Below are 15,812 nucleotides of genomic sequence, written 5' to 3'. Positions count from 1 at the left end.
CGAGTTTTTATATAGGCGAGAGCGGTGTTCCGATGAATGTCTGACTGATGTCGGACGCAATATCTTCGGATGGGATGCAACATTGAATAAAAGGCACGCTTCGGTCCGTGACGATGATTTCGATCCCGAGGTCGAGGCTTGGATGAGATCTCATACCGTTGGCGATCTCAAGGCCCTTGCCGAGAACAAGAGAAGCAAGGGCGAGAACGTCAGCGGATTGATGGCCGCACTCCAGGCCCTGGACGAGATCGAACAGGGGCAGCTGTTAAGGATGGGAAACAGCTGAACCGTTCATCACCATAGAGCGACGACTGCCACCTTTGGAGAGAGCACGGGATGGGGTGCTCCCTCTCCCCCCTTTCTTATTCACACTAACGTAATCATACGTACACCTCGGCCTCCCCGCTGACGGCGGCTTCCAAAATCCTCTGGGCCACTTTCTCCGGGGAATCCACATCTCTGAGACCGCCCCGGACCGCCTGCAGTGCGTCATCGGTGTGGATGGTGTGATGGGGGAAATCCGTCGCAGTAGCTTTAGGCAGAACCACGGACACCACGATGCCATCTCCGGCCAGCTCGTTCCTCGCCGTAAGCGACAGGGCGTTCAGCGCATACTTCGTCGACGCGTACCCTCCCACCAGGGGGAGAGCCTTCTTCGAAACGATCGAGCTGACGTTCACTATGGTCCCGCCGCCCTGGGTCCGCATGAGCGGTATCGCTTCCTGCATCGCCACCAACGGGCCGTAGAGGTTCACGTCCATCAGATGCCGGAGGTCCTCAATGGCGATTTCTTCCACCGGGCGATACATGCCCTGGCCCGCGTTGTTGATGAGAACGTCCAGCCTTCCGAAGTGACGGTGGGCGTAGCGGACCATGTGCCGCACCTCCTCCGGTCGGGCCATATCCGCGGATATTGTTAGCACATCGTCCAGAGATTCGGCAAGCTCTGCCAGCCTTCTTTCCGACCGCGAGGCCAACGCAAGCCTGGCGCCCTCCCTGCCGAAGAGCTCGGCGGTCGCCCTCCCGATGCCCTCGGACGCTCCAGTGATTAGCACGACCTTTCCCTTGATCCCGGCCACACGGTCACCCGGCCACGCGGAAGGCGATGCGCGTAGATATCCTTGTTCCCCCTCCGACGTTGTTAGCGGTCCAGCGATGTAGCCGCAGGGGGACGAGCCAGAGGGTGTGCGCTCAATAACCATTTTAAAGGGGAAGTGAGTTAGGGGGTGTCGCGCAGGTGTAATCTAGTTGGTTAGGATTTTAGCCTTCCAAGCTAAACGCCCGGGTTCGAATCCCGGCACCTGCACTCTTTTCCACATCTAACTTCTTCTCGAGTTTGTCGACGGAGCGGCGACATCAAGCGCTCATCGGGATGCTGAAGAAGAATGTGCTTCCCTTGCCTGGCTCGCTCTCGAACCAGATACGGCCGCCGTGACGCTCTACGATCTTCCTGCTGATCGCCAGGCCGATCCCGGTGCCGGGATACTCGTCGTGGGTGTGGAGCCGCTGGAACATGTTGAACAGCTTCTCGGCGTACTTGGGGTCGATGCCGATGCCATTGTCCCGTACGCCCATGACCCACTCCTCGCCACGGAGATAGGCGAAGACCTGTACTCGAGGTGGGGCGGCCCCGTGGAACTTGATGGCGTTGCTCACCAGGTTCTGTAGCACCTGGCCCATCTGCGTTCGGTCGGCCCAGACGGTTGGCAGTCTCTCGACCGCGACCTCCGCGCCGTTGCTGGCGATAGCTTCTCGAAGGTGCTCGACCACCTCCCCCATCACCTCGTTCAGGTCCACTCGCGCATATGGCTTGGTGGCCATGTCCACTCGCGAATAGGCGAGCAGGTCGTTAACCAGGTCCCTCATCCTCTGGGCGCCCCTTACTGCGTAGGCCATGTACTCCCTGGCCCGAGGACTGAGCTCCTGTCCGTACCGGTGTTCCAGGAGGTCGATGTAACTGGTCACCATGCGCAGCGGCTCCTGCATGTCGTGGCTCGCCACATAGGCGAACAACTGCAGCTCGGCGTTCGACCTCCTAAGCTCCTCCTCCGCCTTTACCCTGGCAGTGTTGTCAACTACCAGGGACAGCACTGACACCATCTTGCCGCTCTCGTTCCCGAACACAGTGTTGTACCAGGTGCAGTAGATCACCTGGCCGCCCTTGGTGAGGTTGCGGTTGGAAGAGACGACCTTGGTGCTGGCCCTGTCGGTGAGCCTCGACATGGCACTCTCGACGATGGTAAGGTCCTCGGGGTAGACTATTCCCAGTTCCATGATCCTCTTGCCGATGGTCTCCTCGGCGGTCCAGCCGAACATTCTCTCCGCCTCACCGGCCCACCGGGTGACCACGAAGTCGGCGTCCCACTCGATGACCGCCTGAGGGGCGTTCTCGACGTGGAAGCGTAAGCGCTCCTCGGCGCGCCTCATCGCCTCCTCCGACACCTTGACCTCAGTGATATCCACGATCGAGAGAAGGAAGCTGTCCCGATCCAGCGGCACGATGACGTTGAGATAGTAGCGGTTCGATAGCTTCACAAAGTGCTCGATGGTAATGGGCTCTCCGCTCGCCCTGACCTTGCGCACGAATGGGAGAAAGAAGGGCATGGCGCTGCCGTAGAAATCCGAGAAATTGCGGCCCTCCATCTCGTCCCTGCTCTTCCTTAGGGCCCTCTCCATTGCCGGGTTGACCTTGAGGATGGTCCAGTCGATGACTTCTCCGTGATCATCAAGGATGTACCTCTGCAGGGACACTCCCTCATGGAGGCTTTCGAACAATGATCGGTACCTTGTCTCGCTCTCGCGAAGGGTTTCCTCCATCCTCTTGCGCTCGGTGATGTCCGAGAAGGTGTTGGCACATTGCCCGCGTCCCGCCTTCCAGGCATGGACTTCATACCACATGCCGAGTGCTGCTCCATATTCCTCGAAGGTCTCTGGCTCCCCGGTCCGCACGATTCGGGCATATGTATCCAACCAGCGGTCCTCCACCATGCCGAAGATCTCCCTGACGGTATGGCCGATGAGTTGCTCCCGGCCCTTTCCCGTCAGCCTCTCGAAGGCTGGGTTCACCTCCCGGTACCGGTAGTCAACCGGCTTCCCTTCCTCGAAGATTACCTCCACCACCTGGAAGGCCTCGGTAAGGTTGTTAAACAGAGATCGGTACCGGGCCTCACCCTCATACGGGCCCTCTGGCCCAGGGCTCGCGGGGACCTCCCTGAGCGCCACCAGCGTGCCTCCGAGACGACCGCCCTCGCTCAAGAGGGGCGATGATCGATATGATATCCAGATACCAGAACCGTCCTTGCGACGCGCCCTGACCTCCTGGCAGCCCGGCCGTTCGCGCAGGCCTGGACGCTCCACAGGGGCCAGGAAATCGGAGACCGGGCGACCAGTCATTTCCTGAGGATCGTATCCGAGGAGAGCAGCGCCGCGATCGTTCACAAGGCCGATGCGGCCACCCGGGTCGAGGATCCAGATGCCCTCGTCGACTTTATCTCCTGGACCGTTGATCGGATCGGACTGCAACATCGGGGGGCCGTTCTCCATCTTCTCTATCCTGAAGCTCGACCGATCCATCGCCGTTCGAACTCCATGTCTAAAATAGAGGTCCTATAGAATCTATGTTTTCCAAAAATGGGGTCGAGCCGTCAGTGATGGGCCCATTGATAAAAGCCGCCATCGATGGTGAGCGATACCTAGGCGAAGGCCTCGAGCGTCACAATATAATTCATTTCGACCTTGACCCGGTCGCCATAGAAGAAGGGATTTGCGAGAGGGGTCGGGCAAACCCCTGGCTCGCTTTGGGATGACACATCTTCCTCGATGTCACAACGCACCCCGTTGGCGCGGTAGACCTCCTCCCAACTGTTATCCTCCACGTCGGTGAGCATTGTCACATCACTGTTACTGTGAACAGCACCCGTTTTTATATTCTCGACGGCGGGAGGTGGGTGAAAATCTAACTAGATAGCATATACCTGGCAAGCAAGGTGGAAGTTTGAAAGTGGCTACTTCCGCTTCCTCTTGTGCCGGATGCGGACCGCCTCGCCCCTCCGGCTCTGCACCATCTCTTCCCCCGACATCGAGGCCACTCCGACACCTTCCAATTCGCCATTGCGCACGATGGCCACCTCGTCTCCGGTCCGGATGCGGTGGTCCGCCCCGGTCACCCCTACCGCGAACAGGTTGCCGCTCAGGTCGAAGTCGCCCATTTCCACCGTGGCGATGCCATTGTCCATCAGCACCTTTCCCCCGTCCATGGTTAGGGAGAGCATACCCCGCTCCGGCGTCAGCATTCCGAGCTGCACGTCCCCCCGCAGGAACTTGAGGTAAGGATACTTGCCCATCACCGAGCATCCGTCCAGCAGGGCTGCCCCCTCTTCCCCAAACTGATACCTGGCCTGGGACCGCATGAGCTCGACCCGGTCCACCGCCCGGGGGACCTTCTCTACATTCCCGCATGCTTCCTCCAGCTCCTTGCGCAGGCCCTCCAATGCTTCGGGGGTTGTCGTCCCCGAGCCCTGGGTGGTGTCCACGCAGTCGACGACCTCGCCCACGAACCCGCTCTCGCTCCCCAGGTGGGATATTATCTTCGAGAACCCGAAGGATGCCGCGTGGACGACCAGCTCCTGGATCATGCTGACCTCCTCGCGGTCCCAATTGCCGGTTACCGGTATGTCGTACTGGGCCGCGGGATAGAATAGCTCCAGCTCCCGGGGCACCGCTCCCAGGGGGGAGGTGATGATCAGTTCCTGCACCACGCTGGAGTTGGGAACGGAGAGGAGCACCTCTTCGAACATCCGGTGACTCTTAGATGTGAAGTAAGGCTTCTTGGCCGAGCAGGGGATGAGCAGGAGGACCTTCTTGTGAGCACCTGGCTTCCATCTCCCGATGATGCGGCGGCGGAAGCGCCATACGTCCGGGCGGAACAGGGAGGCTTTGGAATTGGCGTAGAACCTTGGGCCGACGACAGGCCAGCGCTTCTCCTGGTACTCGTAGTGCCGCAGATCCAGGACTCTCAGCGCGGCCACCATCCACGGGCTGGCATTGACCCTGGTCTCCACCAGCTCCCGCAGCCTACCGATCCTCACCATGTGCCGCACCAATTGCAGCTCCCTCCACGCAGCCTCCAGATTGTGGGTCCCCGCCCCATCGGCTCCCGCCAGCCAGCTGCCGTCCTCCACCGTCATCGAACCCTCGGTCAGCAGCAGTCTCCTCCGGGCCGACTGGTAAAGCGGCAGAGTCGAGTCGAAAAGGTCGATGCCCAGGTAGGTGAGCAGGGCCAAGTTGGACGGCTCCATCAGCCCGGGGGCGTAGATGAGCTTGTCCGCGCCCGCGGCCTCACGCAGCGCGACCACAGTATCCACGAACACGCGAGCGTCCCGCCGGAGTTCGAAGGCGTTGCCCAGGACGACGATCTCCTCGGGACGCCCCGACAACGATGCGGGCCGTCCGCGCACCACGATGGCATTGGTGCCCTCCTCGACCGTAGCCTCCTTCAACGCGTCCAGCGGCCGAATGATGGTCTGTCCGAAGCTCGCCAGTTCCCCGCCGTCCTTGCTCCTCACCTCGGTCCGCTTCCCTCCGGTGACGGTCAGCTCGGCGTACGGGGGCGCTGAGTACAACGGTGAATCGCGGAACAGGATATTGGGGAATTCGACCTTGGTCGGTCCGGCGGTCCAGCGTCCTGTGCGGGCCGGGCCAGAGCGGTCGGTGACGTCGAGCATGCACGTGGATTGAACTTGACCTTAAAAAACAATGGGGGAAGGGGTTTCAGAAGGTATTGACCAGCTGGTGCGCCTTTACGACGGCCCGCGCTTCCTCCCACGAGATCAGTTTCACTCCCTCTAGGACCTTCATGTCGCCCGCCCTGGCCCTCAGGTCCGGCTCCACGCAGTACACGGACCCATCGAGGTCTATGATATCCTGCAACGCCTCCAGGTTCGACGGCATGCCGACCGCTCCGGGGCTCTGGGTCTCCAGGGCGTTGAGCGTACCATCGCCCATCAGCAATAAGTTGGAGTTGTCCATGATCCCGCTGACCTTGCCTCCCAGGGCCAGCCTGGCCCCGGCGAACGCTTCCTCCAGCCCGTACGGCGGTTTGGTTATGAGTACCAACAAACTCTCGGCCATGATCTCACCTCGCGATCGTCACCAGGCGGTCCGACTCGGACGCCATGCGGGAGAAGTCGTTGGTAATGCTTCCGATCTTCGTCCCCTCGATCTCCTCTCCCCGGCGCACGCCCCGGGCATGGCAGCAGGTCTCGCACACCACGACCTCCAGGCCCTCCTTTACCATCTTCGCCAACTCGTTACCAACGTTGGGGAAGCGCTTGGGGTCCTGGCCGGCCTTGATGAGGGTGATCCCCTCACCATAACCGAAAATCTTCACCTTGTGGCCCTTGTCCATGGCCGCCCTCGCCAGCTTGACGACGACGTTGGTGTCCATGTTCATCATCGTTCCCGAACGCAGCTGAATGCACATAGTTCCCATGTCCAAGCCTCACAAAGTTATGGTCTGGTCGTATTCGTTCATGATGAGATCGACCGCCCTCGGGTAATTAATAACCTCGAAGCCCTTGCCCGCCCTCCCCTTGAAGCCGCGGGCCTCCAGGTCGTCCTCCATGACGTAGACCTCGTCGGCCACATCGACGATTTCCTCCCGCCGGTCCGCGAGGACCGTGAAGAGCGTGGCGTCCTCGAACAAGAGGACGCCAATGCGGTCATCGCCTCCCAAGGCCGCTACCGCGTCCAGGTCGTGGTACTCATGGGGCGATTTCAACAATATGAACAGAGTGGATGACATGTTGATCCTCAGCCTACGAAGAACTGCATGTCCGTATCGGCGGCGATGTCGAGGAATCCGGCAGCCCCGATGACCTTCACTCCATCCACCAGGTCGCTCTGCTTGATCTGCAGGAGGGACATGGTCGTGCTGCAAGCGTACAGGCTGACGCCAAGGTCGGCGGCCATGGCCAGCTGCTCAGGGTAGTTCACTACCCCGCCCTTGGCCATGCGCTTTATGAACGTCCCGGTAAATAGCCTGTAGATACCCGGCAGTTTGGGCTTGGTCCCCTTTTTCAGGAGGTTAAGCCCGAAGAACGTGAAGAATATATGCGCCTCCATACCCATGCTGGCGGCAGTGTTGGCGATCATCAATGCCATCATGCCCTTGTCGAATGTGCCTTCGGACACTACGATCACTAGTTTCTTTGTGTCTGCCACATGATCACCTCGTTTGCTTGAACTACGATCTTCAATCAAATTTCTGACCCGATGAACCGGCCGAATCGTTCCCTACTGTTCTTACTTCAGCTTCTTGATTCGGTAGGTGAAGATCCCGTTACCCTCCTTCATCTCCACCAACTGGTTCCCCGTCCTCTGACACCACGCCGGGACATCGTTCTTTGAACCTATATCGCTGGCGATAAGGTCCACCTCGTCCCCGATCTTCATGGTCTTCATCTTCTTCGCGAGCTGCACGATCGGCATCGGGCACATCATTCCTTTAACGTCCAATGTCTCAACCATTTCGTTCTCTCCTATCGGTTTTGCACGGTTGTGCAATAACTATATATAACCCCCTTTATAATGCTTTCCCAGTAAGGGTTAGGGATGTGAACGATGCCACCGCAGAGAACCATTGCCACCATAGCCTCGTGCAAGGACATCGTTCAGTGTGCATTCAGTCTAAATGACTTCGAGGTCGAGGTCTTCCGTGCCGCTGCTCAATACGGGCCGATGCGTGCAGATGAACTGGCCGACATCATGGGCCGGGAGAGATCAACAGTCTATCGCGCCCTCCAGAAGTTATTGAGCTGTGGAATGTGCATCCGCGAGACCCACTCCCTGGAGAAGGGCGGCTATTATCATACATATAGCGCGATCAAGAGGCAAGAGCTGAAGATGAAACTAGAGCAGTGCGTTGAGGAATGGAGCCTTAGGATGCGGGAGGCGTTGTCCCGCTTCGACGAGAACCTGTTCTCAGACGATGGCCTGCAGACAAATGGCCACTGACTGAACAGTTATTATAACCCCCCTTGGCCATTCTCAACCGACCGCCATGACGTTCAAAGGGATGGATGTCGTTTCTGTTCGTGACCTGAGCAGAGAGCAGATCGAGCAGGTGCTCGACCTGGCACAGAAGATGGTGCCGTACGCTAAGGGAGAGAAGACCACCAAGATCCTCGAAGGCAAGATCTTGGCCAACCTGTTCTTCGAGCCATCCACCCGGACCCGGCTGTCGTTCGAGAGCGCCATGACCAGGGCGGGTGGGCGATGCATAGAGATCGCCCAACCCCTGACCTCGTCCACAGTCAAGGGGGAGACCCTGGCCGACACCGTGCGGATGGTGGACGGGTACTCCGACGCGATAGTCCTCCGTCATCCTCACGAGGGCGCGGCCAGGCTGGCAGCGCACTTCTCCTCCAAGCCGGTCATCAACGCCGGGGACGGGGCGGGGCAGCATCCTACTCAGACCCTGCTGGACCTGTTCACCATCAGGCAGCAGACGGGGGCCATCGCCGGCAAGAAGGTGGTAATGGTTGGCGACCTCAAGTACGGTCGCACCGCCCACTCCCTGGCCGAGGCGCTGGCGATGTTCGGAGCGGACCTGACCTTCGTGGCGCCGCCTCTTCTGCAGATGCCCCGGGAAACGGTCAAGCAGCTGGAGAAGGAGGGCGTTAGAGCCAGGCTCAACACCAACCTTGAGGAGGTCATCGCCGATGCCGATGTTCTCTATGTGACTAGGATACAGCGGGAGAGGTTTCCCGATCCCTCGGAGTATCAGAAGGTGGCAGGCTGCTACCGGGTGGATAACACCCTCCTAAGGGAGGCTAAGAAGAACCTCGTCATCATGCACCCCCTGCCAAGGGTGGACGAGATCGCTCCGGAGGTCGACTACACCGAGAACGCCAAGTACTTCGTTCAGGCGTTCAATGGGGTGCCGGTAAGGATGGCACTTCTTTCGATGGTCATGGGAGGTGAGCTGATATGAAGGACTTCCGGGTCACTCCGATACGCAACGGGACGGTCATCGATCATATCGACTGCGGGCAAGCCCTCAAGGTGCTCAGGATCATCGGGGTCACCGGCGACGTCGCATCTACCGTGTCGGTGCTGATGAGGGTGCCGTCGAAACGGGACGGGTGGAAGGACGTGGTCAAGGTAGAGGATCGCGAGCTCGATCCGAGGGAGGTGGACAAGATCTCACTCATCGCGCCTAAGGCGACGATCAACATCATCCGGGACTTCAACGTCTCGGAGAAGTACAACGTGACGATGCCTGATGTCGTGAAGGGCATCGTCAAGTGCGGGAACCCCAACTGCATCACCAACAAGAACGAACCGGTGGAGCCGCAGTTCACCGTCGAGTCCAAGGATCCGGTGGTCCTCAGGTGCTTTTACTGCGACCGCATCCAGGAAGACTTCTCCGAGCGACTCATATAAACCCCTTACTAAAAACCATTTTTAAGGCCGCCAAGCGGCAGAGCCTCGTGGTGACCAGCGGTCAAAAAAGATTCAGCGGAGCCAGACCAGCTCTTCCTTGGTCCGGGTCACGATGTGGGTCATATTCTCGAGGATCTTGGCGTCCTCCGTCTCCCGATCCACGGTGGCCACGATGAGAAGGCTGGAAGAAAGCTCAGAGATGTACAATTTGGTATTGCGGAACACCGCGATGACGTAGTCGATCTTGTCTCGGAAGATATCGTTCTTGGTTGCCTCTGCCGCCGAGAACATGATGGCCGCCATCGCCGAGAAGGTCTCTGCCCGAGCCGACGACGCCGCCTTACCGGCGACAAGCAGGCCCGTCTTGGATACAATAGAGACGCTCTGAATGCTCTTTCCCTGGGGAAATTCCCCATTAATGATCTCCTCAAGGATGTTCTCGACCGACTTGGCGTCCTGCACCTGCCTTCCTCCACAATACGGAGCCTGGTCTCCCAGGTATAGATGTAGATAAGCGAGAGCATGATTATAAATGTACGGGGCCAGAAAACCAAAAGGTAAAGTTATCCGGCCGCCACTCTTGATGATACATAGCGTAAGCTGGGCCTGCCTGGAGGAGAGGCCCGATGATGGAGTCGAAACTAAGAAAAGCACTAGTAGGTCGTCATCGTTCCATGCTCAGCAGGTAGTTCAGAATTGCCAAAGGTCATTATTCTAACGGGCATGCCCGGAGCGGGCAAAGAGGAGTTCGTCCAGGTCGCCCTGGAGAACGGATATAACATTATCCGCATGGGCGATGTGGTCCGCGAGGAGGCCAAGCGCCGAGGGACGGCCATGGACGATCGGGGTGTGGGCGGGTTCGCCAATCAGGAGCGCGAATCGCACGGCCCAGGGATCTGGGCGGAGCGATGCCTGCAGGCCCTAGACGAAGGAGACACGGTGATCGACGGCTCCCGCAGCCTGATCGAGCTGGAGGTCTTCCGCCGCTTGTTGGGCGGCGACCTGCGCCTGGTGGCCATCCACTCGTCCCCGCAACAACGCTTCCTACGACTGCAGAGAAGGGGACGCTACGATGCCCCTCCAGACCACGAGGCGTTCAAGGAGCGGGACAGGCGGGAGCTCGGCTGGGGGCTTGGCTCGCTCATAGCCATGGCTGACGTCATGCTCGTCAACGAGGGCACCCTGGAACAGTTCCGGAGGTACGCCACGGAGGAGCTGAGAAGAATATGGTGAAGTTTAAGGTGGTGCGCCTGTGCAAGGAAGAAGCGGTCTCCGTCGTCCCGACCGAGATGCTTCGCTACGACCTCGATAAGGCCGCTAAGCTCCTAGAGTCCAAGGGGTACGAGGTCGTATCCCAGGGATTGATGGTCATTGCAAAGGGGGGCGGGCATGAGGTGACCCTGTACGCCAGCGGTCGCATGCTGCTGTCTCGGGTGGAAAATAAGGAAAAGGCCGGGGAAGTGGCCAAAGAGGTTTATGCAACAGTGGAGGGCTCATCGGAGCCTTCGGCCGCCAAGAGGTCCTGAGATATCTCCTGCGCGGAGCGCTCCATGTCCTCGGCGTCCATCTTCAGTTCCGTCCTGGTTCCGTCGCGGTAGCTGATGGCCAGTCCGAGATGGTCGTCCTCCAGGCTTATCTCTACGGAGCGAAGATTGGAGATATAGTAGGTCACACGGCTCTCGGGGTCCGTACGGCTAAGGATATTCATCTGTTCCATCTCCTTCACCATGCGGTAACAGCGGGAGACGGATAGGTTGGTGACAGCAGCGATTTCCCGGGCGGACCGTGGAGTGGTCTCAATGGACGAGAGTATCTTCCGGCTATCGATGTTGCATGCCAGTTGGGCTATGTCGAAGTACATTGCATCCCTTCCTCGGTTACCTACTGGCGGCGACATATAAAGGTATTTTTTTCAGATTATCTAGTGTGATATCATTAAACAATGATAATATTGAAAAAGGGCCTAGAGCCTGCGCTCCATTGCGGCCAATATCATTTAAATAGAATTATATATGCTTATAACGATTGCTGCCTGGCCATCAAGGGATGCTGATGAACAAACAAAATTCCTTAGCTTGCTTGCTCTCGTTAATAATGGTATCATTGCTACTTCTCGTTTCGTTCAGCGCCCCATTATCCCCTTCCAGGGCCATCTCGCCGACGAGTTCCGATTCTGGTGCCCATTACTCCGAGGCGAACCTGTTCGCCCGGAACACAGTGTTCACCGATCGGGTCCAATCATATTCGATGCCCGGTGATGTCCGTGATATGGCTACCGGTGACTTGAACCACGATTCTTACACCGATTTTGCAATAGCTACCGGGACTGGCGTGACAATCTACTACGCCAATTCTACTGGATCTCTCGTTAGCTCATTCAACTTACCCTTGAGCGCAAGCGATGTCCGGCGGATCGCGGTGGGCGATCTGGATAACGACGGGAAGGACGATATTGCCGTCACATATATTGGTTCGTCGGATGCCCTTCCCTGCATCGGCATCTTCTATCAAAAAGACAGCTTCACATATTCATCCTCCTTGCAGATACAGACATATGACGACCCTTGGCAGGTCGTCATCGGTGACTTTGCCAATACCAGCACGAACGGCTTGGCCGTGATTTGTCGTGGAGACCCTGGCAATGGCCTCTCCGCAGAACTAATGCTTCTGAAGGAACCATTCTACAAACTTGGTGACAGAAAAGCCATCGAACTCTCTGGATTGACCAATCTCCAGCTCCTGGCATCTGGATATGTTAACACCGACAGTCGCCTCGATCTGGTCGCAGGTGACTCCTATGGGAAGAACATTGTCGTCCTCACTCAACCGGCTACTTTTTCCACCTCATGGTCCCCGGTGACCATGGACATCGGGGGCTCGATCGCGGACATCCAGTTCATTGACTATTCGGGCAACGGGATCGCTAAAGATCTGGCGGCAGTAAAGTACGGAGTGGACTCGGGACAGGTGGAGATTAGGATCAACGACGGGAGCGGAATTCCGATCGCCTCGGGCAAGGTACTCTCGCTCTCAGGAGCCAGCTCGCTGGCGATGGGGGCCATGACCTCAACCCAGTATCCTGACATGGTGGTCCTGTCCAGCTCAGAAAGCCTGCTAAAGATGTATCCACGTCAATCCAGCGGCCTAGATGCCAACACTTACTTCCAATTCCCGGTAAACACTGCTCCCATCAAGGCCAAGATCCTGGAGTACGGCGTATACGTGCTTTCGTCGGGAAGCGCTGCTGCTGGACCGACTCTCGATCTGTACCGTTACGTAGGCTCCAGCATAGGGAATGCTAATGGGAACAGCTTCCTGACCGATGGTCAGCCGACTGTAGTATGCGCCGGGGATGTTACGTTCGATATCGTGGCTGCGGCTTACGACGGCCAGAACGCAGTGTACATTACAACTCTCACTGGGTTAAGCAGGGTCATTACCACTGTCAGCGTCCCCACCAGCCTGTACATCGGCGATCTGGATGGCGATGGGGTCGGGGATCTGGCCATTGGATTCAGGAGCTCCAACAGCGTTGTCATCTACAAGGGATCAAGCGGATTCATGAGCAACAATCAGCCGGTGACAATCTCCCTCTCCCTGAGCCAGCCACAATCCCTGACCGGCGGGAGGATCGAATCGATCGGTAAGGATGTGCTTATAGTAGGTTGCAAGGCAGGCATCGACGTCATATATGACGCCCTTTCAGGGTCGCCGACCCAGGAGACCATCGGGACCGGTAACTCTGGTGACCGGACCGATGTTGCCTTTGGTCGTCTGAGTTCTACTGGAGCAAATGGTGGCATCGCCGCTCTTAACGGCAACAGCATCGAGATCTATCTTGTCAAGAGCTCCCCGACGATAGGCGACTGTTATGATTCCACCTACAATGCACACCTCTCCATGTACGGTTCCACCCCAACATCCATAGCGGTTGGGAATTTCGACGGTTCGGGCGGTGATGACGTCGCCGTGGCCACGACCGTAGGCCAGAGCCAGAGCCAGATAAAGATCTTTATTAATTCCGGATTTTATGATTGGTCATCTGCATCCGCATCCATCTCTCTTCCAGGAGCTGCCAGCCAAATACGATCGGCCGATCTGAATGATGATGGTAAGGCCGATATTGCGGCCAGATATTCATCGATCGCCAAGGTTGGTGTTTGGTTGAGTAAAACTGGCATGGTTTTCACAAACCCATTCAACCTAACTGCGGGGGGGGTAGCAAATGGCATCTATGTCGGCGACATAAATGGCGATCTAAGAGACGATGTTCTTGCTTCCTCATCAACAGCCGAAACGGTCAGTTGGTGGTTCCAGAATGACCTCGCGCCAACTGCAGCGATGTGGCAATCAAGCCTCGCGATCGATATCGGGGCAACAGTGAGCTTCGATGCCTCCAACTCCACGGACTCGCACTCGGACATCGGTTCCTTGTCCTATCTCTGGAATTTCGGTGATGGTGGCTCATCGACGAGCAAGGTCGCCACTCATATATATTTAGAATCGGGTATCTATGCTGGCTCCCTGACAGTCTCCGACCGCAGCGGCCTAACCGACACCCTCACCTTCGTAACCCAGGTTTACAATCCACTGACGGCATCGTTCATAATTTCTAACTCTCATCCGATGATCGGTGAGAACATAACGATCCAAGATACTTCGGGCATCTCGCAGGATCGTATAGCATCTAGAGTGTGGTATCTAGGCGATGGCCGTTCGATTACAGGCTCTCAGAGCGCCAATTTTAGCTATACTTTACCCGGCGATTATGTCATTACGTTGGCCATAACAGATAAGCGGGGTGTGACGGTCGCATCCAACCAAACGATCAGGGTGGTATCCAGTTCAGAGGTCGTTGAAAGTGTTGTATCCGACGGAGGCAAAACGAGTTTTCTCATGGACCAGCCGATCGATTTCGAGGTGAGGACGGCAAGGGACACAACCACCATCACCAGATATGAATGGGATATGGACTATCATCCGGAAAAAGGCTTTAACGCCGCACCTAATGTCAGCCTTAACCACACGACCCATTCCTATGATTCGCCTGGAGAGCACACCATTAATGTGAGGATGTATTTCTCATCATCCAATTCGTTTATCCAGATGAATCTGACCGTTGCCGTAATGAATGTCCAACCGGTGGCTGACATCAAGGTTTCGTCGACCGCGACTGGGAATTACACCTTTGATGCCAGCGGAAGTACAGATACATACTCAGATATGCAGGCCGGCCTGATGTACAGGTGGAACTTTGGAGATGCTAATGGATGGACCGATTGGACAAAAAGTGCCCAAATCGTGAAAGAATTTTCTAGTGACGGTGCTTACAACGTCACTCTTGAAGTCAGGGATCGGTGGAACAACATCGGCAGCACATATTGTGTAGCGCTTGCCGATAATGATCCCCCCTCCATCAAGATATCCTCTAGCCTCATCTCGTCCCAGGTTTATCGTGGTGATGACTTGGTCATCAAGGCTGAGGTTACCGATGAGTCGGGTGTGAGCCAGGTCTTGTTGGTATATACCAGCAATAATCTGACCAAGACCCTCATTATGAGCCAGGTCAGCGGGACAGATACCTACGTCGCCACCATCCCAGCCTCGGATATAACCAGCGATTTGACATACCATGTTGAGGCAGTCGACAGTAGTGGTCACCGCTCGGCCTCCACGACATTGACAGTTGGTCTGGTGAACAGACCGGACAGCACCTGGATGTTCGTTGCCTTGTTCGTCATCGCAGCATTGGGGGCCATCTTCTTCCTCCATTATCGAACCACATCCATGGTCGTCGATGAGGTTTTCATCATCTACGAGGACGGCAACCTGATGGCTCATCAGACCCGACGGCTGAAGCCGGGGATGGACGACCAGATCCTGAGCAGTATGCTCGTGGCCATACAGGACTTCGTCAAGGACTCGTTCAAAGATGAGTCGTCCACTGGGCTTAGCCGCATGGACTTCGGAGACAAGAAGGTCCTGATAGAGAGGGGCGATCACATCTACCTGGCAGTGGTTCTCCACGGCAAGCGCGAGGGGCGCGTGCCTCAGCGGATGAGGGACATTATCGCTAGAGCGGAGAAAGAGTACTCGAACGTGCTCGATGGGTGGGATGGCGACCTCGAGAAAGTCAGGGGCATCAAGGACGAGACCAACGGCCTGCTCAAGAGCACGGTGAAGGACATCGTCTCCTCGCTGCCGTTCAGGAGCCACGAGAGCGAAGAGCCGATACCGATGACCACCTGTACCTACTGCGGGAACCTGTTCCCTGCCACCGACCCCAAATGCCCGACCTGCGGGACCGCGGTGGACAAGAAGGTATCAGAGGAGCGGCCAGAGGGGCCGGGCGGTGACGCGGCCTGATA

The 15,812-nt window shown here is 57.3% G+C and carries 18 protein-coding genes and 1 tRNA gene; 8 read left to right on the top strand and 11 right to left on the bottom strand.

Going from position 1 to position 15,812, the window contains the following annotated elements:
• Positions 1-82: 82 nt before the first annotated feature.
• A complete protein-coding gene (locus SA339_07355) occupies positions 83-286 on the top strand; it encodes a hypothetical protein (GenBank protein ID MDW5563026.1) in 204 nt (67 codons plus the stop codon).
• A 94-nt stretch (positions 287-380) separates the two neighbouring features.
• Here SA339_07355 and SA339_07350 read toward each other — a convergent pair whose 3' ends face one another.
• Entirely contained in the window at positions 381-1,079 is a 699-nt protein-coding gene (locus SA339_07350; GenBank protein ID MDW5563025.1) for an SDR family NAD(P)-dependent oxidoreductase, read from the bottom strand.
• A 154-nt stretch (positions 1,080-1,233) separates the two neighbouring features.
• On the opposite strand from SA339_07350, the gene SA339_07345 reads away from it, so the two are divergent.
• Positions 1,234-1,306: transfer RNA gene (locus SA339_07345), tRNA-Gly, on the top strand.
• A 50-nt stretch (positions 1,307-1,356) separates the two neighbouring features.
• On the opposite strand, the gene SA339_07340 is transcribed toward SA339_07345, so the two are convergent.
• From SA339_07340 to SA339_07305, 8 genes are all read right to left on the bottom strand, one after another.
• Positions 1,357-3,573, bottom strand: a complete 2,217-nt coding sequence (locus SA339_07340) for a PAS domain S-box protein (protein MDW5563024.1) — start codon at positions 3,571-3,573, stop codon at positions 1,357-1,359.
• 119 nt (positions 3,574-3,692) lie between these two features.
• On the bottom strand, positions 3,693-3,887 hold the full coding sequence (locus SA339_07335; GenBank protein MDW5563023.1) for a hypothetical protein: 195 nt from the start codon (positions 3,885-3,887) through the stop codon (positions 3,693-3,695).
• Between the two features lie 117 nt (positions 3,888-4,004).
• Complete coding sequence (locus SA339_07330; protein ID MDW5563022.1) at positions 4,005-5,723, bottom strand: DUF5591 domain-containing protein; 1,719 nt, start codon at positions 5,721-5,723, stop codon at positions 4,005-4,007.
• A gap of 46 nt (positions 5,724-5,769) precedes the next feature.
• Positions 5,770-6,129, bottom strand: a complete 360-nt coding sequence (locus SA339_07325; protein ID MDW5563021.1) for a DsrE family protein — start codon at positions 6,127-6,129, stop codon at positions 5,770-5,772.
• A 4-nt stretch (positions 6,130-6,133) separates the two neighbouring features.
• Complete coding sequence (locus tag SA339_07320) at positions 6,134-6,490, bottom strand: DsrE family protein (protein MDW5563020.1); 357 nt, start codon at positions 6,488-6,490, stop codon at positions 6,134-6,136.
• Between the two features lie 9 nt (positions 6,491-6,499).
• Positions 6,500-6,802 (bottom strand): sulfurtransferase complex subunit TusB, encoded by a 303-nt coding sequence (gene tusB / locus SA339_07315; protein ID MDW5563019.1) that lies wholly within the window; start codon positions 6,800-6,802, stop codon positions 6,500-6,502.
• An 8-nt stretch (positions 6,803-6,810) separates the two neighbouring features.
• Positions 6,811-7,221, bottom strand: coding sequence for a DsrE/DsrF/DrsH-like family protein (locus SA339_07310; protein MDW5563018.1), 411 nt, complete (start codon positions 7,219-7,221; stop codon positions 6,811-6,813).
• An 81-nt stretch (positions 7,222-7,302) separates the two neighbouring features.
• On the bottom strand, positions 7,303-7,527 hold the full coding sequence (locus SA339_07305; protein MDW5563017.1) for a sulfurtransferase TusA family protein: 225 nt from the start codon (positions 7,525-7,527) through the stop codon (positions 7,303-7,305).
• Between the two features lie 93 nt (positions 7,528-7,620).
• Here SA339_07305 and SA339_07300 point away from each other — a divergent pair, with 93 nt between their 5' ends.
• The 3 genes from SA339_07300 to pyrI are packed head-to-tail and all read left to right on the top strand — an operon-like array spanning position 7,621 to position 9,444.
• Positions 7,621-8,013 (top strand): helix-turn-helix domain-containing protein, encoded by a 393-nt coding sequence (locus tag SA339_07300; protein ID MDW5563016.1) that lies wholly within the window; start codon positions 7,621-7,623, stop codon positions 8,011-8,013.
• Between the two features lie 46 nt (positions 8,014-8,059).
• Positions 8,060-8,992 carry an aspartate carbamoyltransferase gene (gene pyrB / locus SA339_07295; GenBank protein ID MDW5563015.1) on the top strand — a complete coding sequence of 311 codons (933 nt, stop codon included), beginning with the start codon at positions 8,060-8,062 and terminating at the stop codon, positions 8,990-8,992.
• On the top strand, positions 8,989-9,444 hold the full coding sequence (gene pyrI, locus SA339_07290; GenBank protein MDW5563014.1) for an aspartate carbamoyltransferase regulatory subunit: 456 nt from the start codon (positions 8,989-8,991) through the stop codon (positions 9,442-9,444). The genes pyrB and pyrI overlap by 4 nt, the downstream gene beginning before the upstream one ends.
• 72 nt (positions 9,445-9,516) lie before the next feature.
• Here pyrI and SA339_07285 read toward each other — a convergent pair whose 3' ends face one another.
• Complete coding sequence (locus SA339_07285; protein MDW5563013.1) at positions 9,517-9,906, bottom strand: roadblock/LC7 domain-containing protein; 390 nt, start codon at positions 9,904-9,906, stop codon at positions 9,517-9,519.
• A 234-nt stretch (positions 9,907-10,140) separates the two neighbouring features.
• On the opposite strand from SA339_07285, the gene SA339_07280 reads away from it, so the two are divergent.
• Entirely contained in the window at positions 10,141-10,677 is a 537-nt protein-coding gene (locus SA339_07280) for an AAA family ATPase (protein MDW5563012.1), read from the top strand.
• Positions 10,671-10,970 carry a hypothetical protein gene (locus SA339_07275; GenBank protein MDW5563011.1) on the top strand — a complete coding sequence of 100 codons (300 nt, stop codon included), beginning with the start codon at positions 10,671-10,673 and terminating at the stop codon, positions 10,968-10,970. The genes SA339_07280 and SA339_07275 overlap by 7 nt, the downstream gene beginning before the upstream one ends.
• Here SA339_07275 and SA339_07270 read toward each other — a convergent pair.
• Complete coding sequence (locus SA339_07270) at positions 10,919-11,305, bottom strand: winged helix-turn-helix domain-containing protein (GenBank protein ID MDW5563010.1); 387 nt, start codon at positions 11,303-11,305, stop codon at positions 10,919-10,921. The genes SA339_07275 and SA339_07270 overlap by 52 nt on opposite strands.
• A gap of 407 nt (positions 11,306-11,712) precedes the next feature.
• Here SA339_07270 and SA339_07265 point away from each other — a divergent pair, with 407 nt between their 5' ends.
• Positions 11,713-15,810: a PKD domain-containing protein gene (locus tag SA339_07265; protein MDW5563009.1), complete on the top strand. Its 4,098-nt coding sequence runs from the start codon at positions 11,713-11,715 to the stop codon at positions 15,808-15,810.
• Positions 15,811-15,812 lie beyond the last annotated feature (2 nt).

This window comes from Methanomassiliicoccus sp., from assembly GCA_033485155.1.
Lineage (GTDB): Archaea > Thermoplasmatota > Thermoplasmata > Methanomassiliicoccales > Methanomassiliicoccaceae > UBA6.
The sequence above is the reverse complement of the archived record's forward strand: the minus strand, read 5'-3'. Positions and strand labels throughout refer to the sequence as shown.